Origin of the sequence: Pseudomonas sp. JV449 (assembly GCF_032424295.1) — a bacterium.
In the GTDB taxonomy this organism is placed as follows: domain Bacteria; phylum Pseudomonadota; class Gammaproteobacteria; order Pseudomonadales; family Pseudomonadaceae; genus Aquipseudomonas; species Aquipseudomonas marginalis.
In genome coordinates this window covers 1-23,392 of the sequence record NZ_VYKD01000005.1, presented here as the reverse complement: position 1 = coordinate 23,392, position 23,392 = coordinate 1, and the positions used below count along the sequence as shown (strand labels likewise).

Below are 23,392 nucleotides of genomic sequence, written 5' to 3'. Positions count from 1 at the left end.
CGAATGGGGATCAGAGCAGCACCACGTCATATTGTTCCTGGGAATACATGGTTTCGACCTGGAAGCGAATCGTACGCCCGATAAACCCCTCCAGCTCAGCCACGTTACCGGACTCTTCATCCAGCAGGCGGTCGACCACTTTCTGGTTGGCAAGCACTCTATAACCTTCGGCCTGGTAGGCCCGTGCCTCTCGGAGGATCTCCCGGAAAATCTCGTAGCAAACCGTTTCCGGAGTCTTCAACTTACCGCGGCCCTGGCAACTGCTGCAGGGCTCGCACAGCACCTGCTCCAGGCTCTCGCGGGTGCGCTTGCGGGTCATCTGCACCAGGCCCAGCTCGGTGATGCCGATGATATTGGTCTTGGCGTGATCGCGCTCCAGCTGTTTTTCGAGCGTGCGCAGCACCTGGCGCTGGTGCTCTTCATCTTCCATGTCGATGAAGTCGATGATGATGATGCCGCCCAGGTTACGCAGGCGCAGTTGACGAGCAATCGCCGTGGCCGCTTCGAGATTGGTCTTGAAGATGGTCTCTTCAAGGTTGCGATGGCCTACGAACGCGCCGGTGTTGACGTCGATGGTGGTCATCGCTTCCGCCGGGTCCACCACCAGGTAGCCACCGGACTTGAGCGGCACCTTGCGCTCCAGGGCTTTCTGGATTTCGTCCTCGACGCCATACAGGTCGAAGATCGGCCGTTCGCCAGGATAATGCTCCAGGCGATCGGCAATTTCCGGCATCAGCTCGGCAACAAATTGCGTGGTGCGCTGGAAGGTTTCCCGCGAGTCGATGCGAATTTTCTCGATCTTGGGGCTGACCAGGTCGCGCAAGGTACGCAGGGCCAGGCCCAGGTCTTCGTAGATCACACTCGGCGCGCCGATGGTCTTGATCTGTGCGCCGATCTGGTCCCACAGGCGCCGCAGGTAGCGAATGTCCATGAGGATTTCGTCGGCACCGGCGCCCTCGGCTGCGGTGCGCAGGATAAAGCCGCCCGCTTCCTTGATACCTTCAGCGGCCACGCAATCGCTGACCACCTTTTTCAGGCGCTCGCGCTCGGCTTCGTCTTCAATTTTCAGGGAAATGCCGACATGGGCGGTGCGCGGCATATACACCAGGTAGCGCGACGGAATCGACAGTTGAGTGGTCAGGCGTGCGCCCTTGGAGCCGATGGGGTCCTTGGTGACTTGCACCACCAGGCTCTGCCCTTCATGCACCAAGGCACTGATGCTTTCCACCGCCGGCCCTTCGCGCAGGGAAATCTCCGAGGCGTGGATAAATGCTGCCCGGTCCAGGCCGATATCGACAAATGCCGCCTGCATCCCCGGCAACACCCGCACCACCTTGCCCTTGTAGATATTGCCGACGATCCCGCGTTTCTGGGTGCGCTCGACATGCACTTCTTGCAGAACACCGTTCTCTACCACCGCCACGCGCGATTCCATCGGCGTGATATTGATCAGAATCTCTTCACTCATGGCTGGGTCTCGTTCAGGCGTTTTCACAATAGTGACCGATCGCTGTAAGGCTGGGCGCTGGAGTAACGCGTTCAGCGCGCGGTAAGGTTTTGCCAACAGGGTATGCCGAATTGGGCAAGCAGTTGCGCGGTTTCGCACACCGGCAGGCCTACCACGGCGGAATAGCTGCCATTGAGCCCGGCCACAAACACCGAGCCAAGCCCTTGGATAGCATAGCCGCCCGCCTTGTCCTGGGGTTCGCCGCTGTGCCAGTAGCTTGTAGCCTCCTCGACAGAAATCCCACGGAAAAGTACACGACTGCTTACACATCGGGTTTCACAGCGCTGGCCGTCAGTCAGGGCAATCGCAGTCAGAACTTCATGTTCACGCCCCGCCAGTGCCATCAACATCGCCAACGCATCGGCTTGGTCTACGGGCTTGCCGAGGATCTTGCCGTCCACGATCACTGCGGTATCGGCGCCCAGGACGCAGGCGGCCGAGCGTTGCCCGAGCGCAGCAAAACCCGCTGCGGCCTTACCTCGAGCGAGACGCTCGACGTAGGAAACAGGGGTTTCGTTTGTAAGAGGGGTTTCATCAATGGCGGCGCTGACCACGGTGAAAGGCACACCGATCTGGGTCAGCAGTTCACGCCGCCTCGGGGAGCCCGAGGCCAGATATAGCGAATTCATTGCAGACTCTCCCTGTAGGGTTCGATAACCAGGCAGAGCCTCGCAATCCATTCAATTGATTTTATAGCGACGACGTAACCCACGCAGGCCGAAGCTGATCCACGGCCACAACAGCGCACTGACCAGGGCCGGCAACACCAGCGCCAGGGTTGGCTGGCGGTTGCCGGTCAAGGCACTGAGCCACAACTGTACCAACTGCGCCAGGCCGAAGATCACCAGGATCACCAGGCATTGCTGCCACATCGGGAACATGCGCAGGCGCTGCTGCAACGACAGCACCAGGAAGGTGATCAGGGTCAGGATCAACGCGTTCTGGCCCAGCAAGGTGCCATACAGCACATCTTCCGCCAAGCCCAGGAACATGGCCGTGACCATGCCCACTTTATGCGGCAGGTTCAGCGACCAGAATGCCAGCAGCAATGCCAGCCACAGCGGACGCAGGATCTCCATGAACTGCGGCAGCGGCGAAACGCTGAGCAGCAAGCCGATGGCGAATGTCAGCCAGACGATCCAGCCATTGCTCGAATGAGTACCGGCCATTATTCCTCCCTCTGCCGTGTGGTGGCCGGGGCTGCGGCTGGAGGCTTCGCAGCGGGCGTCGTAGTGGCAGGCGTGGTGGCCGGCGGTTTCGCTGCAGTCGGTTTCACCGGGTGCACGCTATGGACCGCAGGCTTGACCGGTGTGGCCACAGGCGCAGTAGCTGCCGGAGTTGCCGCCGGTACAACGGGGGTAGTCGACTGAGGCTTGGGCACGGTCGCAGGAATGATCGGCGCGGTGCCGTTCTTCTTGTCTTCCGCTTCCTGGGCCTGGGCGGCGTCGTTGGCGCGTTCTTCCGGAGTACGGTTGTCGCTGAACACCAGCAACAGGTAGCGGCTGCGGTTCAGGGCGGCAGTGGGCACGGCACGCACAATGGCGAAGGGCTGGCCGGAATCGTGGATCACTTCCTTGACCGTTGCCACCGGATAGCCTGCCGGGAACCGCTGGCCCAGGCCGGAGCTGACCAGCAGGTCGCCTTCCTTGATGTCGGCCGTATCCGCGACGTGACGTAATTCCAGGCGCTCAGGGTTACCGGTACCGCTGGCAATCGCGCGCAAGCCGTTACGGTTGACCTGCACCGGAATGCTGTGGGTGGTGTCCGTCAGCAGCAGGACCCGCGAGGTGTAGGGCATCAGCTCGACGACCTGCCCCATCAGTCCCCGAGCATCCAGTACCGGCTGACCAAGGACCACACCGTCGCGCTCACCCTTGTTGATGATGATGCGATGGGTAAAGGGGTTGGGGTCCATGCCGATCAACTCGGCCACTTCGACCTTTTCGTTGACCAACGCAGAAGAGTTAAGCAACTCGCGCAGCCGAACGTTCTGCTCGGTGAGGGCTGCCAGCTTTTGCATGCGCCCCTGCAACAGCAGGTTTTCGGTCTTGAGTTTTTCGTTCTCGGCAACCAGTTCGGTGCGGCTGCCAAATTGGCTGGCCACGCCCTGGTAGAGACGTTGCGGCAGGTCGGTGATCCAGTAGGTCTGCATCAACACCAGCGACATTTGGCTACGCACCGGCTTGAGCAGCGCAAAGCGGGCATCGACCACCATCAATGCGACCGAAAGCACGACCAGCACCAATAAGCGCACGCCCAATGAGGGGCCTTTGGCGAAAAGCGGTTTAATAGGCCGCTCCTCCCAGGCAAATGTTCTCTTTATTCATACGGCATCTAACCGGCCTGGATGCAGATTGAAGAAGATAAACGCCAACAGGCAGCACTGCAAAGTGCTGCCTGCGGGCGAAACATGGTGCAACCAACGATCTTATTCGCTGGAGAGCAGGTCCATGGTGTGTTTATCCATCATTTCCAGTGCACGACCACCGCCACGGGCAACGCAGGTCAGCGGGTCTTCGGCGACGATCACCGGCAGGCCGGTTTCCTGGGCCAGCAGCTTGTCGAGGTCGCGCAACAGGGCGCCACCACCGGTCAGCACCAGGCCTCGCTCGGCGATGTCGGAAGCCAGCTCCGGCGGCGATTGCTCCAGGGCGCTCTTCACAGCCTGAACGATGGTGGCCAGGGACTCTTGCAGAGCTTCCAGCACTTCATTGGAGTTCAGGGTGAAGGCACGTGGAACGCCTTCGGCCAGGTTGCGACCGCGAACATCGACTTCGCGAACTTCGCCGCCCGGGTAAGCGGTACCGATTTCCTGCTTGATGCGCTCGGCGGTGGATTCGCCGATCAGGCTGCCGTAGTTGCGACGTACATAAGTGATGATCGCTTCGTCGAAACGGTCGCCGCCTACACGTACGGATTCGGCATACACCACACCGTTCAGAGAAATCAGGGCGATTTCAGTGGTACCACCACCGATATCCACCACCATCGAACCGCGCGCTTCTTCAACCGGCAGGCCGGCACCGATCGCAGCAGCCATCGGCTCTTCGATCAGGAACACTTCGCGGGCACCGGCGCCAAGGGCCGATTCACGGATGGCACGACGCTCCACCTGGGTGGATTTGCACGGAACACAGATCAGCACACGAGGGCTGGGCTGCAGGAAACTGTTTTCGTGAACCTTGTTGATGAAGTACTGCAGCATCTTTTCGCAGACGCTGAAGTCGGCGATCACGCCGTCTTTCATCGGACGAATGGCAGCAATATTGCCTGGTGTTCGGCCGAGCATGCGCTTGGCCTCGGTGCCGACGGCAACGACACTTTTCTGATTACCATGGGTCCGAATGGCCACAACCGACGGCTCATTCAGGACGATACCGCGCTCGCGCACGTAAATAAGGGTGTTGGCAGTGCCCAGGTCAATGGAAAGATCGCTGGAAAACATGCCACGCAGTTTCTTGAACATGGGGAAAGGACCCTAGGCAACGCGTGGGTAAAAAAGTGCGGCAAACTCTAACAACGACAGGGATTTTGGGCAAGGCGCCAATGTGCTAAATTGGCCGACTTTCTGTGCACCAACCCCCACAATCGCGGCCGTAAGACCGTAGAAATGCGGTAGTGTTCCGACAATCTAACACACGGACAGCCTCCGTTCTGTTTTCCACTGGAGATTCCCATGGCGCTTGAACGCTCCGACGTGGAAAAAATCGCTCATCTGGCCTCGCTTGGCCTGAATGAAGCCGATCTTCCACAGACCACCGCAGCCCTGAACAGCATTCTCGGGCTGGTTGACCAAATGCAGGCCGTGAATACCGACGGCATCGAGCCCCTGGCTCACCCGCTGGAAGCCAGCCAGCGCCTGCGCGCAGACGTCGTGACCGAGCGCAATAATCGCGAGGCCTACCAGTCCATCGCGCCAGCGGTCGAAAACGGCCTGTACCTGGTTCCGAAAGTCATCGACTAAAGGGAAAGAGCCTTTCATGCATCACATGACTCTGGCCGAGATCGCCCGCGGTCTCGCCGACAAAAAGTTTTCCTCCGAAGAGCTGACCAAGACCCTGCTTGCGCGCATCGCCGAGCTGGACCCCAAGGTCAACAGCTTCATCAGCCTCACCGAAGAGCTGGCCCTGAGCCAGGCCAAGGCCGCGGATGTACGCCGCGCCAACGGTGAAAACGGTGCCCTGCTGGGCGCACCGATCGCCCACAAGGACCTGTTCTGCACCCAGGGCGTGCGCACCAGCTGCGGCTCGAAGATGCTCGACAACTTCAAGGCGCCCTACGACGCCACCGTGGTCGCCAAGCTGGCCGCTGCCGGGGCCGTGACCCTGGGCAAGACCAACATGGACGAATTCGCCATGGGGTCGGCCAACGAGTCGAGCTACTACGGCGCGGTGAAGAACCCATGGAACCTGGAACACGTGCCCGGCGGTTCATCCGGTGGTTCGGCTGCGGCCGTTGCCGCGCGCTTCCTGCCAGCCGCCACGGCCACCGACACCGGCGGCTCGATCCGCCAGCCGGCGGCCTTCACCAACCTCACCGGCCTGAAGCCGACCTACGGTCGCGTTTCCCGCTGGGGCATGATCGCCTACGCCTCCAGCCTCGATCAGGGCGGCCCACTGGCCCGCACGGCCGAAGACTGCGCGATTTTGTTACAAGGCATGGCAGGCTTCGACACGCAGGACTCCACCAGCATCGATGAACCGGTGCCGGACTACAGCGCCAGCCTCAACACTTCGCTCAAGGGCCTGCGCATCGGCGTGCCGAAGGAATACTTCAGCGCCGGTCTCGACCCGTGCATTGCCGAATTGGTGCACAACAGCGTCAAGGAGCTGGAAAAGCTCGGCGCCGTGATCAAGGAAATCAGCCTGCCGAACAACCAGCATGCGATTCCTGCCTACTACGTGATCGCGCCGGCAGAAGCCTCTTCCAACCTGTCGCGTTTCGACGGCGTGCGCTTCGGCTACCGCTGCGAGAACCCGAAGGACCTGACCGACCTGTACAAACGCTCCCGTGGCGAAGGCTTCGGTGCCGAAGTGCAACGCCGGATCATGGTCGGTGCCTACGCCCTGTCCGCCGGCTATTACGACGCGTACTACCTCAAGGCGCAAAAGATCCGACGCCTGATCAAGAACGACTTCATGGCTGCCTTTGAAGAAGTCGACGTGATCCTCGGCCCAACCACGCCGAACCCGGCCTGGAAGATCGGCGCCAAGACCGGCGACCCGATTGCCGAGTACCTGGAAGACCTCTACACCATCACCGCCAACCTCGCGGGCCTGCCGGGCTTGTCCATGCCTGCCGGTTTCGTCGATGGCCTGCCGGTGGGCGTGCAATTGCTCGCCCCGTACTTCCAGGAAGGCCGCCTGCTCAATGTGGCGCACCAGTACCAGTTGAACACCGACTGGCACACTCGCACCCCTACCGGCTTCTGAGGAGAACACTATGCAATGGGAAGTTGTGATCGGGCTGGAGATTCATACCCAGCTCGCCACCCAATCGAAGATTTTCTCCGGTAGCGCCACCACGTTCGGCTCCGAGCCCAACACCCAGGCCAGCCTGGTAGACCTGGGCATGCCTGGCGTACTGCCGGTGCTGAACCAGGAAGCCGTGCGCATGGCGGTGATGTTCGGCCTGGCGATTGACGCCGAGATCGGCCAGCACAACGTGTTCGCGCGCAAGAACTACTTCTACCCGGACCTGCCCAAGGGCTACCAGATCAGCCAGATGGAATTGCCGATCGTCGGCAAGGGCTACCTGGACATCCCGCTGGAAGACGGCACCATCAAGCGTGTCGGCGTCACCCGTGCGCACCTGGAAGAAGACGCCGGCAAGAGCCTGCACGAAGAGTTCAACGGTGCCACCGGTATCGACCTGAACCGTGCCGGCACCCCGCTGCTGGAGATCGTGTCCGAGCCGGACATGCGCAGCGCCAAGGAAGCCGTGGCCTACGTCAAGACCATCCACGCGCTGGTGCGTTACCTGGGCATCTGTGACGGCAACATGGCCGAAGGCTCGCTGCGTTGCGACTGCAACGTGTCGGTGCGGCCAAAAGGCCAGGCCGAGTACGGCACTCGCTGCGAGATCAAGAACGTCAACTCGTTCCGCTTTATCGAGAAAGCGATCAACACCGAAGTGCGGCGCCAGATCGAATTGATCGAGGACGGCGGCAAGGTGATCCAGCAAACGCGCCTGTACGACCCGAACAAAGACGAAACCCGCGCCATGCGCAGCAAAGAGGAAGCCAACGACTACCGTTACTTCCCCGATCCGGACCTGTTACCGGTGGTGCTTGAGGATTCGTTCCTCAATGACATCCGCGCCACCCTGCCGGAGTTGCCGCCGCAAAAACGCGAGCGCTTCCAGGCGCAGTTCGGCCTGTCGATCTACGATGCCAGCGTGCTGGCTTCGAGCCGTGAGCAAGCCGACTACTTCGAAAAGGTCGTGAGCATTGCCGGTGACGCCAAGCTGGCGGCCAACTGGGTGATGGTCGAGCTGGGCAGCCTGCTGAACAAACAGGGCCTGGAGATCGACGAAGCACCGGTGTCGGCCGAGCAATTGGGCGGCATGCTGCTGCGCATCAAGGACAACACCATCTCCGGCAAAATCGCCAAGACCGTGTTCGAAGCCATGGCCAGCGGTGAAGGCAGCGCCGACGAGATCATCGAGAAACGCGGTCTCAAGCAAGTCACCGACAGCGGCGCCATCTCGGCCGTGCTGGATGAAATGCTGGCGGCCAACGCCGAGCAGGTCGAACAGTACCGTGCGGCAGACGAAGCCAAGCGCGGCAAGATGTTCGGTTTCTTTGTCGGCCAGGCGATGAAAGCCTCCAAAGGCAAGGCCAACCCGCAACAGGTGAACGAACTGCTGAAAAGCAAGCTCGAAGGCTGATTGCGATGAATGGTCCGGGCGAGACTTCATGCCTGACTCGGACTCCCTGTGGGAGGGGGCTTGCCCCCGATAGCAGAGTGTCAGTCACTGCTGTTTTGACTGAATCACCGCTATCGGGGGCAAGCCCCCTCCCACATTTGTGATGGGGGCACCTTGATAATGAAGCGTCTATTAGGCCTATGGGCTCTATTCTCACTGCTGGCCGGCTGCGCCAGCGGCCTCATCGACCCCAACGGCTACGACGAAACCGGCACCGCCTCTTATTACGGCGCCAGGCACCATGGCAAGAAAACCGCCAGCGGTGAACCCTTCAACCAGAACGCCCTGACCGCCGCCCACCGGCGACTGCCCTTCGGCACCCAGGTCAAGGTCACCAATCTCGACAACGACAAATCCGTCGTGGTCCGCATCAATGATCGCGGCCCGCATACCCGTGGGCGCTTGATCGATCTATCACGCAAGGCGGCCGAGCAACTGGGTATGCTGGGCAGCGGCACTGCGCGGGTTCGCGTGCAAGCCCTGAGCAATTGAAGACGGAGCCCTGGCCATTTTCGGATTAACCGCCCTCTCGCCCTGGAGCCTGCTCGAACTGGTCAGCGGCCTGATGCTGCTGATCCTCGGCGCCGAGATCCTGGTGCGCGCCGCCGTGCGCCTGGCCGCCAGCCTCAAGGTGCGGCCGCTGATCATCGGTCTTACGGTCGTCGCCTTCGGCAGCAGCGCGCCCCAGATGACCGTCAGCCTGCAGGCCACCCTGGCCGGCAATACCGACATTGCCGTGGGCAGCGTGATCGGCAGCAGCATCTTCAACATCCTCGTGACCCTGGGCCTGTCGGCGCTGATCATCCCCCTGCGCGTCTCGCGGCAGCTGGTGCGCCTGGATATTCCGGTGATGATCCTCGCCGGACTGCTGGTGTTTACCCTGGCGGCCAATGAAGAACTGACGTCGGTCGATGGCCTGCTGCTGCTGATTGCCCTGCTGGCCTACCTCGGCGTGCTGCATTACCAGACCCGCCATTCGCGCCGCCCGCGCACCCTGGATACCGTCGCCCGGGCGCCCTGGCTGAGCAGTGTGCTGCAGATGCTGGGCGGGTTGTTGATCCTCGTGCTGGCCGGGCACTTGCTGCTCGGCGCGGCGGTGGATGTGGCGGCTGACCTGGGCCTGTCGGAGCGCATCATCGGCCTTACGCTGATCGGCGTCGGCACGTCACTGCCCTGCCTGGCCACCTCACTGATTGCCGCCCTGCGCGGCCAGCGGGAAATTGCCGTGGGCAACGTGATCGGCAGCAACCTGTTCAACCTGCTGGGCGTACTGGGGCTGACCGCGTTGCTCGCGCCTTCGCCGCTGTCGGTGTCGCCCAACGCCCTGGACTTTGACCTGCCGGTGATGCTCGGCGTGGTGGTGCTGTGCCTGCCGGTGTTTTATACCGGCTACCGCGTCACCCGCGCCGAAGGCCTGGTACTGCTGGGCCTGTACCTGGCGTATGGGCTGCACGTGATGTCGTTCACCACCGGCATGCCCCTGGCCAACAAGCTTGAACAACTGATGCTGTATTACGTCCTGCCAGTGCTGGTGGCTTTCCTGTTGTTCAGCACGCTGCGAGCCTGGCGCCGCCAACACAAGAGGGAATCGCAATGACCGATCAGAAAAAGCCCGGGGTTGAAATGCGTCGCCAGGTGATGGGCGATGTGTTCGTCGACCGCGCCCTGGGCAACGCCACCGAATTCACCCAGCCGCTGCAGGACTTCGTCAACGAACATGCCTGGGGCAGCGTGTGGACCCGCGAAGGCTTGCCGCTGAAGACGCGCAGCCTGATCACCCTCGCCGCCCTCACCGCACTCAAGTGCCCCCAGGAGCTCAAGGGCCACGTGCGTGGCGCGTTGAACAATGGCTGTACTGTGGAGGAAATTCGCGAAGCGCTGCTGCATTGCGCGGTGTATGCCGGCGTACCGGCGGCGATTGATGCGTTTCGGGCGGCGCAGGAAGTCATCGACACCTATCAGAAAGAAGGCTAGATCCAGCCACCCGCCTGCAACACGAAAATCCCGATATTCGTGGTCACTGCCGCCATCAGCGTGGTGATCACGATAATCGCCGCCGCCAGTTCATGATTGCCCTCGGCCGCCCTGGCCATCACGAAGCTCGCCGCGGCGGTCGGCGCACCGAAGTACAGGAACAGGATCCCCAACTCCGGCCCGCGAAAGCCCAGCAGCCACGCGCCCAGGGTCGCGACCACCGGCAGCCAGACCATCTTCATCAAGCTCGCGCTCAGCGCCATATTGCCGCTCTTGCGCAGCGCCGCCAGGGACAGGGTGCCGCCAATGCAGATCAATGCCAGCGGCAAGGTGGTGTCCGCCAGGTACTGCATGGATTTTTCCAGCCAGCCCGGCAGGCCAATCTGAAAATACGCGAACGGCGCCGCCACGATCACGCTGATGATCAGCGGATTGGCTACCACACTTTTGCAGATGCTCCACGGGTCGGACTTGATCACCGGGCTGTACACCGCCAGCACAATGGTCGACAGGGTGTTGTAGAACAGGATCACCAGCGCCGCGAGGATCGCGCCGAGGGAAATGCCGTAGTCGCCGTACATGCTGGCCGCCAGGGCCAGGCCGATCACTCCGTTATTGCCGCGAAACGCGCCCTGGGTGTAGATGCCTCGGTCTTCACGCTTGCAGCGAAAAATCGCCCAGCCCCAGGCCAGGGCAAAGCTCAGCAGCGTGGCGACGGCAAAATAGATCAGCAACCCCGGCTTGAGCGCCGAGTGCAGGTCGGCGTGGAGGATGCCGAGGAACAGCAGCGCCGGCATGGTGACGTTGAACACCAGGGACGAAGCCGTGTGGATAAAGTTGTCGTTGATCCAGTTGATGCGCTTGAGCAGCACACCCAGGAACAGCATGGCGAATACCGGCGCAGTGATGGTGAGGGTGGTGAGGAAAATAGCCAGCATGCCGGGGAGAACCTTGGTGAGCGTCGTCAGGTGGCTAATGATAAGCCACTACAACCCGGTTAGTCTGGTCCAGATCCCTGTAGTGAGCGGGCTTGCCCCGCGCTGGGTGGCGAAGCCGCCCCATCTCAGGCACTGAGTTCCTTCAGTTAGAGTTGAAAGTCCTGAGTTTAGGGCGGCTTCGCCACCCAGCGCGGGGCAAGCCCGCTCACCACAATCAGGTAATCGGCGCCGGGTTGAACAAGGTGATGTCGTTATGCAGCTTGTGATGTTCCGCCCAGGTCTGCTTCTTACCGCTGGCCACGTCCAGGTAGAAGTGGAACAACTCCCAGCCCAACTCCTCGATGGTCGCGCGCCCGGTGGCAATGCGCCCGGCGTCGATATCGATGAGGTCCGGCCAGCGCTGCGCCAGCTCCGTACGCGTCGAGACCTTCACCACCGGCGCCATCGCCAGCCCGTAAGGGGTGCCACGCCCGGTGGTGAACACATGCAGGTTCATCCCCGCCGCCAGTTGCAGGGTGCCGCAGACAAAGTCACTGGCCGGCGTGGCGCAAAAGATCAGGCCCTTGCTTTTGAAGCGCTCGCCAGGGCCCAGCACGCCGTTGATCGCGCTGCTGCCGGACTTGACGATGGAGCCCAGGGACTTCTCGACAATGTTCGACAGCCCACCCTTCTTGTTTCCTGGCGTGGTGTTGGCACTGCGATCCGCTTCACCCTTGGCCAGGTAACGGTCGTACCAGTCCATTTCCCTGACCAACTCTTCGGCAACTTCCTTCGTCTCTGCGCGCGAAGTCAGCAGGTAAATGGCATCCCGCACTTCGGTGACTTCGGAAAACATCACCGTCGCCCCGGCCCGCAGCAACAAATCCGAGGCATAGCCCAGCGCCGGGTTGGCGGTGATGCCGGAAAACGCATCACTGCCGCCGCACTGCATGCCCAGGATCAACTCGGACGCCGGCACGGTTTCCCGGCGACGCTGGTCGAGCTTCTTCAGGCGCACTTCGGCCAGTTCCATGATCTGTTCGATCATCTCGGTAAAGCCATGGCTGGAATCCTGCAACCGATACAGCCACGGCTCGCTGAGGTCGACGGAGCTGTCGTTGTCATGCATTACCTGCCCGGCCTGCAATTTCTCGCAGCCCAGGCTGATCACCAGGGCTTCGCCGCCCAGGTTCGGGTTGCGCGCCAGGTTACGCACGGTACGGATCGGGATGTAGGCATCCGTCGCGGTGATCGCTACCCCGCAGCCGTAGCTGTGGGTCAGCGCCACCACGTCATCGACGTGAGGGTACTTGGGCAGCAATTCGTCCTTGATGCGCTTGACCGCATGGTCCAGCACGCCCGTCACACACTGCACCGTGGTGGTGATGCCGAGGATATTGCGCGTGCCCACGGTACCGTCGGCGTTGCGATAGCCCTCGAAGGTAAACCCCTCCAACGGTGCCTGGGCTTCAGGCACCTCGGTGGACAGCGGCAAGCTGTCCAGCGGTGGCGCGGTGGGCATGCGCAGTTGATCTTCCTGGACCCAACTGCCGCGCGGAATCGGCGCCAGGGCGTAACCGATGGTCTGTCCGTAGCGAATAATCTGACCACCTTCGGGGATGTCTTCCAGGGTCACTTTGTGGCTCTGGGGGATGAAATCCACGGTCACCAGGCCGTCCGGGAACTCGGTCCCGGCCGGTACGCCCTGGTCGTTGACCACGATCACTACGTTGTCGCGCTCGTGCAGGCGGATGGAGCGCGGCGAGTCGGCATGTTCAATCAACTGCATCACGGGGCCTCTCAGGAATGCGCTTCGGTTAGGTTGGTCAACTCAGGCCCCTTGCTTGGCGGCTCTTTGAGTACTACACGCTTGATCGGGCCGACGATGACCAGATAGCTGAACACCGCCACCAGCGCGTTGGCGCCGACAAACACCAGGGCCCACTTGAACGAGCCGGTGGTGCTGATGATGTAGCCGATGACAATCGGCGTGGTGATCGACGCGAGGTTACCGAAGGTGTTGAACAAGCCGCCACTGAGACCGGCGATTTGTTTCGGCGAGGTGTCGGACACGACCGCCCAGCCCAGTGCGCCGACGCCCTTGCCGAAGAAGGCCAAGGCCATGAAGCCCACCACCATCCACTCAACGTCAACGTAGTTACACGCGATGATGCTGCTGGAGACCAGCAGGCCGGCAATGATCGGCGCCTTGCGGGCGAACGTCAGCGAATGGCCTTTGCGCAGCAGGTAGTCGGAAATCACCCCGCCCAGCACGCCACCGATAAACCCGCAGATCGCCGGCAACGAGGCGATGAAACCGGCCTTGAGGATGGTCATGCCGCGATCCTGCACCAGGTACACCGGGAACCAGGTCAGGAAGAAGTAGGTGATGCCGTTGATGCAGTACTGGCCCAGGTACACGCCAAGCATCATGCGGTTGGTCAGCAACTGACGGATGTAATCCCACTTCGGACCGTCGGTTTTCTTACCCTTGCCCTTGTCCTGATCCATATCGACCATCGCGCCATTGGCGGCGATGTGATTGAGCTCGGCTTCGTTGATCATCGGGTGCTGGCGCGGGCTGTGGATAACTTTCAGCCAGATCAGCGAGAACACGATGCCGATCACGCCCATCACGATAAACACGTGCTGCCAGCCGAAGCGGTAGACGATCCAGCCCATCAGCGGCGCGAACAACACCGTGGCGAAGTACTGCGCCGAATTGAAGATCGCCGAGGCCGTACCGCGCTCGGCGGTCGGGAACCAGGCGGCAACAATGCGCGCGTTGCCCGGGAAGGACGGCGCCTCGGCCAGGCCCACCATGAAGCGCAGCATGAACAGCGCAACCACTGCGGTGGAGACACCGAACTCACCGACATAGCCTTGCAGCACGGTGAACAGTGACCAGGTGAAGATGCTCAGGGCATAGACTTTTTTCGAGCCGAATCGGTCCAGCAGCCAGCCGCCGGGGATTTGCCCGGCCACGTAGGCCCAACCGAATGCGGAGAAGATATAACCGAGGGTGACCGCGTCGATGCCGAGGTCTTTTTGCAGGCTGGAGCCCGCGATTGCAATGGTGGCCCGGTCGGCATAGTTGATCGTGGTCACCAGGAACAGCATGAGCAGGATCAAATAGCGGACATGGGTCGGCTTGGTCGCTTGCATGTAGAAGTACTCCCACTAATTATTTTTTTTGCGGGTAATGGTTTTCTGTTTTTTGTCGTGGGGACCGGCAGGCCTCCGGCCCCCACTGGGTGTTGCGTATTACGAACCGATGTAGCTGGTTTTCACCACGGTGTAGAACTCCTGGGCATAGCGACCTTGCTCCCGCGAGCCATAGGACGAGCCTTTACGGCCACCGAATGGAACGTGGTAATCCACACCTGCGGTCGGCAGGTTGACCATCACCATCCCCGCCTGGGAGTGGCGCTTGAAGTGGTTGGCGTACTTCAACGACGTGGTGGCAATGCCCGCCGACAAACCGAACTCGGTGTCGTTGGCCATGGCCAATGCCGCCTCGTAGTCCGCCACGCGCACGACGTTGGCGACCGGGCCGAAGATCTCTTCACGGCTGATACGCATGGCGGCTTCGCTGTCGGCAAACAGCGTCGGCGCCAGGTAGTAGCCTTCGGTGTCGCAGGTGACCAGGCCGCCACCGCTCACCAGCCGCGCGCCTTCGCTTTGGCCGATGTCGATGTACTTCATGTCCTGGTCCAGTTGAGCCTGGGAAACCACCGGGCCGATGTCGGTGCCGCTTTTCAGCGCGTGGCCGACCTTGATCGACTTCATGCGCTCGGCCATGGCCGCGACGAACTGGTCGTGGATACCGGCGGTGACGATCAGGCGGCTGGACGCCGTGCAACGCTGGCCGGTGGAGTAGAACGCGCTCTGTACCGACAACTCGACGGCCTGCTTGAGATCGGCGTCGTCGAGAATGATCTGCGGGTTCTTACCGCCCATTTCCAACTGCACTTTGGCTTGGCGCGATACGCAGCTGACAGCGATCTGGCGACCCACACCGACGGAGCCGGTGAAGCTGATGCCGTCGACTTTCGGGCTGTTGACCAGCACATCGCCCACCACACGGCCGCTGCCCATTACCAGGTTGAACACACCGGCAGGGAAACCGGCCCGGGAGATGATCTCCGCCAGGGCCCAGGCGCAGCCCGGTACCAGTTCAGCCGGCTTGATCACCACACAGTTGCCGTAGGCCAGGGCCGGGGCGATTTTCCAGGCGGGAATGGCGATCGGGAAGTTCCACGGGGTGATCAGGCCGACCACACCGAGGGCTTCACGGGTGACTTCCACGTTGACGCCCGGGCGTACCGACGGCACGTAGTCGCCGGACAACCGCAAGCATTCACCGGCGAAGAACTTGAAGATGTTACCGGCGCGGGTCACTTCGCCGATGGCTTCCGGCAGGGTCTTGCCTTCTTCACGGGCCAACAGGGTGCCGAGTTCTTCGCGACGGGCGAGGATTTCGCTGCCGACTTTATCCAGGGCATCGTGGCGAGCCTGGATCCCGGAAGTGGACCAGGCCGGGAATGCGGCACGGGCGGCGTCGATGGCGGCGTTGACCTGGGTGACGTCGGCCTTGGCGTATTCACCAATGACATCGGACAACTCCGACGGGTTGAGGTTGACGCAGTAGTCGGCGCCGGCAACCCATTCACCGTTGATGTAGTTCTCAAAACGCTTTACTTGGGACACGAATCTTCTCCTGACGCAAAAGGCCGCTGATTGCTCAGCGGCCTTGTGGATAATTTATTGCGGACCTTGCTTGTCGATCAGCGCGGCCAGGGCTTCGTATTCTTCCGGCAGCAGATCGGTCAGCGGCGTGCGCACAGGGCCTGCGTCATAGCCGACGATTTTTGCACCCGCCTTGACGATGCTCACGGCATAACCGGCCTTGCGGTTACGGATGTCCAGGTACGGCAGGAAGAAGTCGTCGATGATCTTGGCGACGGTGGCGTGATCGTCCTTGGCAATGGCGTGGTAGAAATCCATCGCGGTTTTCGGGATGAAGTTGAACACCGCCGAGGAGTACACCGGTACGCCCAGGGCCTTGTAGGCAGCGGCGTAGACCTCTGCGGTCGGCAGGCCGCCGAGGTAGCTGAAACGATCGCCCAGACGGCGGCGGATCGACACCATCAACTCGATGTCACCCAGGCCATCCTTGTAGCCGATCAGGTTCGGGCAGCGCTCGGCCAGGCGTTCCAGCAGCGGAGCGGTCAGGCGGCACACGTTGCGGTTGTAGACCACCACACCGATCTTGACCGATTTGCACACCGCTTCAACGTGGGCGGCAACGCCATCCTGGCTGGCTTCGGTGAGGTAGTGCGGCAGCAGCAGCAGGCCTTTGGCGCCCAGGCGCTCGGCTTCTTGCGCGTACTCGATGGCCTGGCGGGTCGAACCACCGACACCGGCGAGGATCGGCACGCTGGTAGCGCAGGTATCAACGGCGGTCTTGATCACTTGGGAATATTCGCTGGCGGCGAGGGAGAAAAACTCACCTGTGCCGCCCGCTGCGAACAAAGCAGTGGCGCCGTAGGGGGCCAGCCATTCCAGGCGCTTGATGTAGCCCGCCTGGTGGAAGTCACCCTGGGCGTTGAAATCGGTCACCGGGAAAGACAGCAGACCGTGGGAGAGGATGGACTTCAGTTCTTGTGGATTCATTATTCGAACACCCTGGGCGAAGACTTTCTATTGAAAGGTTGTTGGTTTTGTTGATGTCGTACGTCATCGTACAACTATAAATAATTTCGTCAACTGCAATTCATCGGCGTTGTGCACTTGAGGGAGTTGAAAGGCTTGGGCAGCGGTGTTCTTGACGTAGGAAATTATTCCTCTATGCTCGGTATTACTGTATATACATACAGCAATCAAGGAAGATTCCTACGACATAGCAAGGAGCTAACATGTCAGGTCCTGAACTCGCAGCACCCGCAAAAAAACCACCTACCCCGCGCTTCGAAGGCGGCGAACACACCGCCATCGGCGACGATACGCTGTTGCGCTTCAGCAAGGACGCCCCGGCAATCCCCGCGCGGCAAGTCGAACTGCACCTGCCCAACGGGTTGGCACTCACCTACGGCCAAGTGATCGCCCTGGGCGGTGACTTTTATGGTATCCCCGGCCAGCCCATCAACGAGGGCACCTCACCTGCCGATCGTATGCAACGTTTCAGCGCCGCGTTCAACTCACTGGCCGTGCTACCGGCCTCGCGGGACGAAGCGCCGAAGATCCTGGCGGTGATGCAAAAAGAGATCAACGCGGTCAACCAGGCGATCAAGGACGGCAAGCAAGCCCATGAAGCCTATGATGCCCTGGGTGATACATTGTCCGAGGAATGGAACCGCATCACCGGTGGCGGCAGCGCGGTGTCGGCATTGATCCCACTTGGACGCTACCTGAAGCTGGCGGCGGACAACGCCGACCACTTCGGCGAATGGGCGATGGCGGCCTACCTGGCGGGGCATACAGCCGCCTTGCAACAGGCTGTAGTGGCCCACCAGACCGGTACCGATCAGGCATTGGAACTGGCCTACGCCATGAACGGCTTTGCCGATCACTTCTTGACCGATCTATTTTCTGCCGGCCACCTGCGCGTGCCGCGCAAACAGCTGGCGGCGGTCGTCACTCCGGGCGAACTGGGCTCGCTGATCAGCCGCTTCATGCACGATGAAGACAGCAAGTTCGGGCTCAAGGTGCGCAATGCCATGGGTGACGAGTGGCATGCCTATGGCGACAAACGCTATTTCGACAGTATCGACGCAGCCAATCGGGCACAGGTCAAACGCGCCGTTCAGGCATCCGCTGATGAGATCTTCGAAACCTTCATCAGTGGCGTTGCGCCCTCCCCGGCCAACTTCAAGGCACCGCTGTATGTGCCGGATCTGAATGCCGCGCAGAACCCGGCGAATAACTTTTCGCCGCTGTTCAAGATGGAGGGAGACAAGGTGCTGCGTCGCAAGGACGTGAATGACCTCAACGACAAGCACTGGACCAATGATTGGTGGGGGTGGAGTACGTATTTGTTGCTCAAGGATTACAAGCCGAATACGCCGGCTTGAGCGGTACCGCCTGTCGATACTGTGAGTTCTAACAGTTATGTACCGTTCATCAAGGGCGGATAACACACCTCAGGGGGCTTAGAAATTGGCTCCTGAGGCGATTTGTTGCAGCACTCCTGATGCCTGAAGCGTCAGGCCACCGCACCATAGGCCGACAAGGGAACGGACCCCAGGAAAATCAATGCGACTGAATATCAAGGACCCTAACGTTGCGCCAGCTCCGGTCTGTGCTTGATTTTTGCTTCTTTTACTAAGGTTGATGAGAGAGGTGCGTCATGAAAACCACTGATGAAATTTTCGGCCTACTGGCCTCCAGTTTCGAAGCCCATCGGGACAATAAAGATCAAGACTTTGATCCCGATATGCCTTTGGCCGAGCTGATTGCTGACGAGAACGAAAGGCGTCGTGTGATTGACACGTCCGTGAAGGCGCTTCAGTTGAACCTTCCTGATGACGTGGCGAAGAAAGCGACACTGGACTCGTTAGCGTCCTACATCCAATCAATGCAAACGTCATAGAAAACGCTGAACGGCACATAAGCCACCTGCTGACGATCAGCCTGCCCTTTCAGCCTCTTCATGAGCATGGCGCAGCCGCTCACGGCTATTGGTCAGGTGCAAGCGCATCGCCGCCCTCGCCGCATCCGAATCCTGGCGGGCAATCGCCTCATAAATTTCTTCGTGTTCGCGGCTCAGGCGCCCCATGTAGTGCTGGTGGTCATCATGGGCCAGGCGTGCCGAGTTCAGGCGCGTACGCGGGATGATGCTGGTGCCCAGGTGGGTCATGATGTCGGTGAAGTAGCGGTTGCCGGTGGACAACGCAATTTCCAGGTGGAATGCGAAGTCCGAGGCCACTGCATCACCGGCGTGCGCCGCGCTTTCATTCAGGGCATCGAGGGCCGCGCGCATGGCGGCCAGCTGTTCATCGCTACGGCGCAGTGCGGCCAGCCCGGCGGATTCCACTTCCAGGCTGATACGCAGTTCGAGAATCGCCAGCACGTCACGCAAAGTGACTACAGTAGCCGGGTCGATTCGAAAGCCGCTCGGGCTCGGCGTGTCGAGCACAAAGGTGCCGATACCATGACGGGTTTCCACCTGCCCCGCCGCCTGCAAGCGGGAGATGGCTTCTCGGACCACGGTGCGGCTGACGCCATGGGCGTCCATGATCGCCGATTCGGTGGGCAGCTTGTCGCCACGCTTGAGTTGGCCGTCGCGGATCTGCTCGGACAACACCGTGACCAATTCCTGGGCAAGGCTGCGGCGCTTGCGGGGAAGACGAGGGGCGGTGCTGGCGTTTTCCATTTGGAGTCATCTATCTCGGTTGGGTAAAGAGGCATCATAGCCCATGGTGGTTGTACGATCACCGTTCAGTCGCGACTTTCACTCATATCCTGCGTGCAAAAAAATGCCTCGATACGGATCGAGGCATTTTTCCAGCGCACCCGAAGGCGAACGCCGCTTACTTCACCACTTTCAGACTCGGCCGACCGCTTGGACGCGGTGGCTCGCTATCCGGTGGCGGCACATCATCGCCGTCTTCCTCTTCAATCACTTCGTCGTCCTCGAAAGGCGACTCCAGATCGAACACCATGCCTTGGCCGTTCTCCCGGGCATAGATGCCGAGGATAGCGCCAATCGGCACGTACAGCGTGTGCGGCACACCGCCGAAACGCCCTTCGAAGCTGACCGCTTCATTGTCCATGTGCAGGTGGCGCACGGCACTGGGTGATACGTTCAACACAATCTGCCCGTCACTGGCAAACCCCTGCGGTACCTGAACCGCAGGAAACTCGGAATTGACCAGCATGTGCGGGGTGCAATCGTTATCCACAATCCACTCATAGAGCGCGCGGACCAGGTAAGGTCGACTGGAGTTCATCAACGGCTCCTTAAGCCTTAGCGCATATCGCGTTCGACACCAGACAGACTTGCCTGGAAAGCCTCACGCGCAAACTGGCGCTCCATGTAATCAAGCAACGGCTTGGCCGGCCGTGGCAGTTCAATGCCCAGAATCGGCAAGCGCCAGAGTATGGGTAATAGGCAGCAATCCACCAAGCTTTGTTCCTCACTGAGGAAAAAAGGTTTATCAGCGAACAACGGCGAAACACCGGTCAGGCTCTCGCGCAATTCCTTGCGCGCCTGCACCCGAGCGGCTTCTTTGCTGCGGGTATCCAGGATCAAATCCACCAGCCCGCACCAATCTCGCTGGATCCGATGGATCAGCAGGCGGCTGTTGGCACGGGCCACCGGATACACCGGCAGCAAAGGCGGATGCGGGTAACGCTCATCCAGATATTCCATCACCACGGTTGACTCCCACAACGCCAGGTCACGATCGACCAGGGTGGGCAAGCTGCCGTAAGGGTTCACTTCGATCAGTTTCGGCGGATGACGACCCACCTCCACACTGATGATCTCGGCGCTGACACCCTTCTCTGCGAGTACGATGCGTACTCGGTGGGAATAGTGGTCGGCGGGGTCGGAGTAACAGGCCAACCGATTGGTCACGCCCATGGCGGTCCTCCTCGCTTGTTGAAATTATGGAAAGCTCAAAAACGAGCGCGCCCAGAAAGCATCTCTGCAGCCTCTGGAAAGTCCAGGTCGCTACGGGTTAGAGATGCCGCTGGGCGCGCAAGATTAACAGCAATTGCTTACGGTTGGATCAATGCACATCCTTCCAGTATTCGCGTTTAAGCAGATAAGCGAATACGAAGAAGAAAGCCAGGTACAGCAAGACATACGTCCCGATGCGCTGGTGTTGCAGTTTGACGGGGTTGGCCGAATAGGCCAAGAAGGTCACAAGATTCTTGACCTTCTCGTCAAACTGCTCGTCAGTCAACGAACCAGGGGTTTCTATCTTCAGTTGATCGCACGCTTCATGAGTCAAAGGCGTCCCGGTCAACGGATCATATTGCTTCTTGCCGTCTTCGACGACCTGAACCTGCTTGCATCCTACCACTTGCTTGCCTTGCAGGCCGACCAGAACGTTAGGCATGCCGACGTTCGGGAACACACGGTTGTTCACGCCATAAGGGCGCGCCGGGTCCTCGTAGAAGGATTTCAGGTAGCCGTAGAGCCAGTCGGTGCCGCGTACACGTGCCACCAGCGTCAAGTCAGGCGGCGCTGCGCCGAACCAGGTCTTGGCGTCGGCAGGCTTCATGCCGATATTCATGTGGTCGCCGATCTTGGCACCGGTGAACACCAGCTTCTCCAGCATCATTTCATGGGGGATACCGAGGTCATCGGCCACCCGCTCGTAACGCTGGAACTTGGCGCTGTGGCAGCCCATGCAGTAGTTGGCGAACGTACGCGCGCCGTCTTGCATAGCCGCCTTGTCAGACACGTCGATATCGACTTTTTCCAGTTCCGGGCCGCCGTGTTCGGCAGCGAAGGACAGTAGCGGCAGCGCCGCAAGCATCAATGCAACGAATAATTTTTTCATCAGCCAGTCACCCTTTCCGGAACCGGTTTGGTCTTCTCGAGCCGGGTGTAGAACGGCATCAGAATGAAGTAGGCGAAGTACAGGAAGGTGCAGACCTGCGACAGCAGCGTACGCTCAGGGGTCGGCGCCAATACGCCCAACACGCCCAGAATCACGAATGCTATGCAGAACACCCACAGCCAGATTTTGCTCAGCCAGCCTTTGTAGCGCATGGACTTGACCGGGCTTCGGTCGAGCCACGGCAACACGAACAGCACCGCAATGGCCGCGCCCATGGCGATGACGCCCATGAGTTTGTCGGGGATCGCCCGCAAGATCGCGTAGAACGGCGTGAAGTACCAGACCGGGGCAATGTGCTCAGGTGTCTTGAAGGCGTTCGCCTGTTCGAAGTTCGGCTTCTCGAGGAAATAACCACCCATCTCCGGGAAAAAGAACACGATCGAGCAGAACACGAAGAGGAACACGACCACGCCGACAATGTCTTTCACGGTGTAGTACGGGTGGAACGGGATGCCATCCAGCGGGATGCCGTTCTCGTCCTTGTGCTTCTTGATGTCAACGCCGTCCGGGTTGTTGGAACCCACTTCGTGCAGCGCCAGGATGTGCAGCACCACCAGGCCCAGGATCACAATCGGCAGCGCCACGACGTGCAGGGCGAAGAAGCGGTTCAGGGTGATACCGGAGATCAGGTAGTCACCACGGATCCACTGGGTCAGGTCGTTGCCGATGACCGGAATGGCACCGAACAGCGAGATGATCACCTGGGCGCCCCAGTACGACATCTGGCCCCATGGCAGCAGGTAGCCCATGAAGGCTTCCGCCATCAGCGCCAGGTAGATCAGCATGCCGAACACCCACACCAGCTCGCGGGGCTTCTGGTACGAACCGTAGAGCAAGCCACGGAACATGTGCAGGTAGACCACGATAAAGAACGCTGAAGCGCCGGTGGAGTGCAGCAGGCGCAGGATCGAGCCGTACTCGACGTCACGCATGATGTATTCGACGGAAGCAAACGCCTCCTCCGCCGACGGGGTGTAGCTCATCGTCAGCCAGACACCGGTGACGATCTGGTTGACCAGCACCAGCAGTGCCAGGGAGCCAAAGAAGTAGAAGAAGTTGAAGTTCTTCGGGGCGTAATACTTGCTGAGATGGTCTTCCCACATTTTAGTAGCGGGGAAGCGTGCATCGACCCAATCCATGAACTTGCTCATCACGCGTTCTCCTTATCGAGGCCAATGACAATGAGGTCGTCAGTTTCGTAGGTATGCGGAGGCACGGGCAGGTTCAAGGGAGCGGGCTGGGACTTGTAGACGCGACCCGCCAGATCGTAGTGGGAGCCGTGGCAGGGGCAGAAATAACCACCGACCCAGTCTTTACCCAGATCGACTGGGGCAACTTCCGGGCGGAAGGTGGGTGAGCATCCCAAGTGGGTACACAGGCCGACCAGCAGCAGAATCTCTGGCTTGATCGAACGTGCTTCGTTTTTGGCGTAGGCGGGTTGGTCGGATTTCTCAGATTTGGGGTCAGACAGCTGGCCTTCGATCTTTTTCAGA

The 23,392-nt window shown here is 60.5% G+C and carries 24 protein-coding genes; 8 read left to right on the top strand and 16 right to left on the bottom strand.

Annotated elements, in window-relative coordinates:
* Positions 1–10: 10 nt before the first annotated feature.
* The 5 genes from rng to mreB all read right to left on the bottom strand — a co-directional run bounded on the left by rng (position 11) and on the right by mreB (position 4,973).
* Positions 11–1,468, bottom strand: coding sequence for a ribonuclease G (rng, locus tag F6S08_RS05325; protein WP_010213134.1), 1,458 nt, complete (start codon positions 1,466–1,468; stop codon positions 11–13).
* Between the two features lie 71 nt (positions 1,469–1,539).
* The gene (locus tag F6S08_RS05320) at positions 1,540–2,136 is read right to left on the bottom strand and encodes a Maf family protein (RefSeq protein ID WP_027604825.1); all 597 of its coding nucleotides are present in this window, start codon (positions 2,134–2,136) and stop codon (positions 1,540–1,542) included.
* A 51-nt stretch (positions 2,137–2,187) separates the two neighbouring features.
* Entirely contained in the window at positions 2,188–2,676 is a 489-nt protein-coding gene (mreD, locus tag F6S08_RS05315; RefSeq protein ID WP_027604826.1) for a rod shape-determining protein MreD, read from the bottom strand.
* Entirely contained in the window at positions 2,676–3,797 is a 1,122-nt protein-coding gene (mreC, locus tag F6S08_RS05310; protein ID WP_074843900.1) for a rod shape-determining protein MreC, read from the bottom strand. The genes mreD and mreC overlap by 1 nt, the downstream gene beginning before the upstream one ends.
* Before the next feature lie 138 nt (positions 3,798–3,935).
* A complete protein-coding gene (mreB, locus tag F6S08_RS05305; protein ID WP_002555108.1) occupies positions 3,936–4,973 on the bottom strand; it encodes a rod shape-determining protein MreB in 1,038 nt (345 codons plus the stop codon).
* Between the two features lie 210 nt (positions 4,974–5,183).
* On the opposite strand from mreB, the gene gatC reads away from it, so the two are divergent.
* The 6 genes from gatC to F6S08_RS05275 all read left to right on the top strand — a co-directional run bounded on the left by gatC (position 5,184) and on the right by F6S08_RS05275 (position 10,408).
* Positions 5,184–5,471 (top strand): Asp-tRNA(Asn)/Glu-tRNA(Gln) amidotransferase subunit GatC, encoded by a 288-nt coding sequence (gene gatC / locus F6S08_RS05300; protein ID WP_003171764.1) that lies wholly within the window; start codon positions 5,184–5,186, stop codon positions 5,469–5,471.
* Between the two features lie 16 nt (positions 5,472–5,487).
* On the top strand, positions 5,488–6,939 hold the full coding sequence (gene gatA, locus F6S08_RS05295) for an Asp-tRNA(Asn)/Glu-tRNA(Gln) amidotransferase subunit GatA (protein WP_315871358.1): 1,452 nt from the start codon (positions 5,488–5,490) through the stop codon (positions 6,937–6,939).
* Positions 6,940–6,949: 10 nt separating this feature from the next.
* Positions 6,950–8,395, top strand: coding sequence for an Asp-tRNA(Asn)/Glu-tRNA(Gln) amidotransferase subunit GatB (gatB, locus tag F6S08_RS05290; protein WP_065924303.1), 1,446 nt, complete (start codon positions 6,950–6,952; stop codon positions 8,393–8,395).
* A gap of 159 nt (positions 8,396–8,554) precedes the next feature.
* Positions 8,555–8,926: a septal ring lytic transglycosylase RlpA family protein gene (locus F6S08_RS05285; protein WP_065924304.1), complete on the top strand. Its 372-nt coding sequence runs from the start codon at positions 8,555–8,557 to the stop codon at positions 8,924–8,926.
* A gap of 58 nt (positions 8,927–8,984) precedes the next feature.
* Positions 8,985–10,031: a calcium/sodium antiporter gene (locus tag F6S08_RS05280; protein ID WP_315871542.1), complete on the top strand. Its 1,047-nt coding sequence runs from the start codon at positions 8,985–8,987 to the stop codon at positions 10,029–10,031.
* Positions 10,028–10,408, top strand: coding sequence for a carboxymuconolactone decarboxylase family protein (locus tag F6S08_RS05275; protein ID WP_065924306.1), 381 nt, complete (start codon positions 10,028–10,030; stop codon positions 10,406–10,408). The genes F6S08_RS05280 and F6S08_RS05275 overlap by 4 nt, the downstream gene beginning before the upstream one ends.
* On the opposite strand, the gene F6S08_RS05270 is transcribed toward F6S08_RS05275, so the two are convergent.
* The 5 genes from F6S08_RS05270 to kdgD form a co-directional block, all read right to left on the bottom strand.
* Positions 10,405–11,346, bottom strand: coding sequence for an AEC family transporter (locus F6S08_RS05270; protein ID WP_027604833.1), 942 nt, complete (start codon positions 11,344–11,346; stop codon positions 10,405–10,407). The genes F6S08_RS05275 and F6S08_RS05270 overlap by 4 nt on opposite strands.
* Before the next feature lie 214 nt (positions 11,347–11,560).
* Complete coding sequence (gene garD, locus F6S08_RS05265; protein WP_115486632.1) at positions 11,561–13,114, bottom strand: galactarate dehydratase; 1,554 nt, start codon at positions 13,112–13,114, stop codon at positions 11,561–11,563.
* 11 nt (positions 13,115–13,125) lie between these two features.
* Complete coding sequence (locus tag F6S08_RS05260) at positions 13,126–14,490, bottom strand: MFS transporter (protein WP_027604835.1); 1,365 nt, start codon at positions 14,488–14,490, stop codon at positions 13,126–13,128.
* A 99-nt stretch (positions 14,491–14,589) separates the two neighbouring features.
* Positions 14,590–16,035 (bottom strand): aldehyde dehydrogenase family protein, encoded by a 1,446-nt coding sequence (locus F6S08_RS05255; RefSeq protein ID WP_027604836.1) that lies wholly within the window; start codon positions 16,033–16,035, stop codon positions 14,590–14,592.
* Between the two features lie 54 nt (positions 16,036–16,089).
* The gene (gene kdgD / locus F6S08_RS05250) at positions 16,090–17,001 is read right to left on the bottom strand and encodes a 5-dehydro-4-deoxyglucarate dehydratase (protein WP_027604837.1); all 912 of its coding nucleotides are present in this window, start codon (positions 16,999–17,001) and stop codon (positions 16,090–16,092) included.
* 242 nt (positions 17,002–17,243) lie between these two features.
* Between kdgD and F6S08_RS05245 the strand changes: the two genes are divergently transcribed.
* Entirely contained in the window at positions 17,244–18,398 is a 1,155-nt protein-coding gene (locus F6S08_RS05245) for a phospholipase (RefSeq protein ID WP_315871357.1), read from the top strand.
* Between the two features lie 275 nt (positions 18,399–18,673).
* Positions 18,674–18,916 (top strand): hypothetical protein, encoded by a 243-nt coding sequence (locus tag F6S08_RS05240; RefSeq protein ID WP_065924309.1) that lies wholly within the window; start codon positions 18,674–18,676, stop codon positions 18,914–18,916.
* A 36-nt stretch (positions 18,917–18,952) separates the two neighbouring features.
* Here F6S08_RS05240 and F6S08_RS05235 read toward each other — a convergent pair whose 3' ends face one another.
* From F6S08_RS05235 to petA, 6 genes are all read right to left on the bottom strand, one after another.
* On the bottom strand, positions 18,953–19,699 hold the full coding sequence (locus F6S08_RS05235) for a FadR/GntR family transcriptional regulator (RefSeq protein ID WP_027604839.1): 747 nt from the start codon (positions 19,697–19,699) through the stop codon (positions 18,953–18,955).
* A gap of 157 nt (positions 19,700–19,856) precedes the next feature.
* A complete protein-coding gene (locus tag F6S08_RS05230) occupies positions 19,857–20,276 on the bottom strand; it encodes a ClpXP protease specificity-enhancing factor (RefSeq protein ID WP_065924310.1) in 420 nt (139 codons plus the stop codon).
* Between the two features lie 17 nt (positions 20,277–20,293).
* Positions 20,294–20,911: a glutathione S-transferase N-terminal domain-containing protein gene (locus tag F6S08_RS05225; protein ID WP_027604841.1), complete on the bottom strand. Its 618-nt coding sequence runs from the start codon at positions 20,909–20,911 to the stop codon at positions 20,294–20,296.
* A 148-nt stretch (positions 20,912–21,059) separates the two neighbouring features.
* A complete protein-coding gene (locus tag F6S08_RS05220) occupies positions 21,060–21,839 on the bottom strand; it encodes a cytochrome c1 (RefSeq protein ID WP_027604842.1) in 780 nt (259 codons plus the stop codon).
* Positions 21,839–23,050 carry a cytochrome b gene (locus tag F6S08_RS05215; RefSeq protein ID WP_003171746.1) on the bottom strand — a complete coding sequence of 404 codons (1,212 nt, stop codon included), beginning with the start codon at positions 23,048–23,050 and terminating at the stop codon, positions 21,839–21,841. Before F6S08_RS05215 ends, F6S08_RS05220 begins: the two co-directional genes overlap by 1 nt.
* Positions 23,050–23,392, bottom strand: a 343-nt coding sequence (petA, locus tag F6S08_RS05210; RefSeq protein WP_315871356.1) for a ubiquinol-cytochrome c reductase iron-sulfur subunit, incomplete at its 5' end; no start/stop codon positions are given. The genes F6S08_RS05215 and petA, both read right to left, overlap by 1 nt.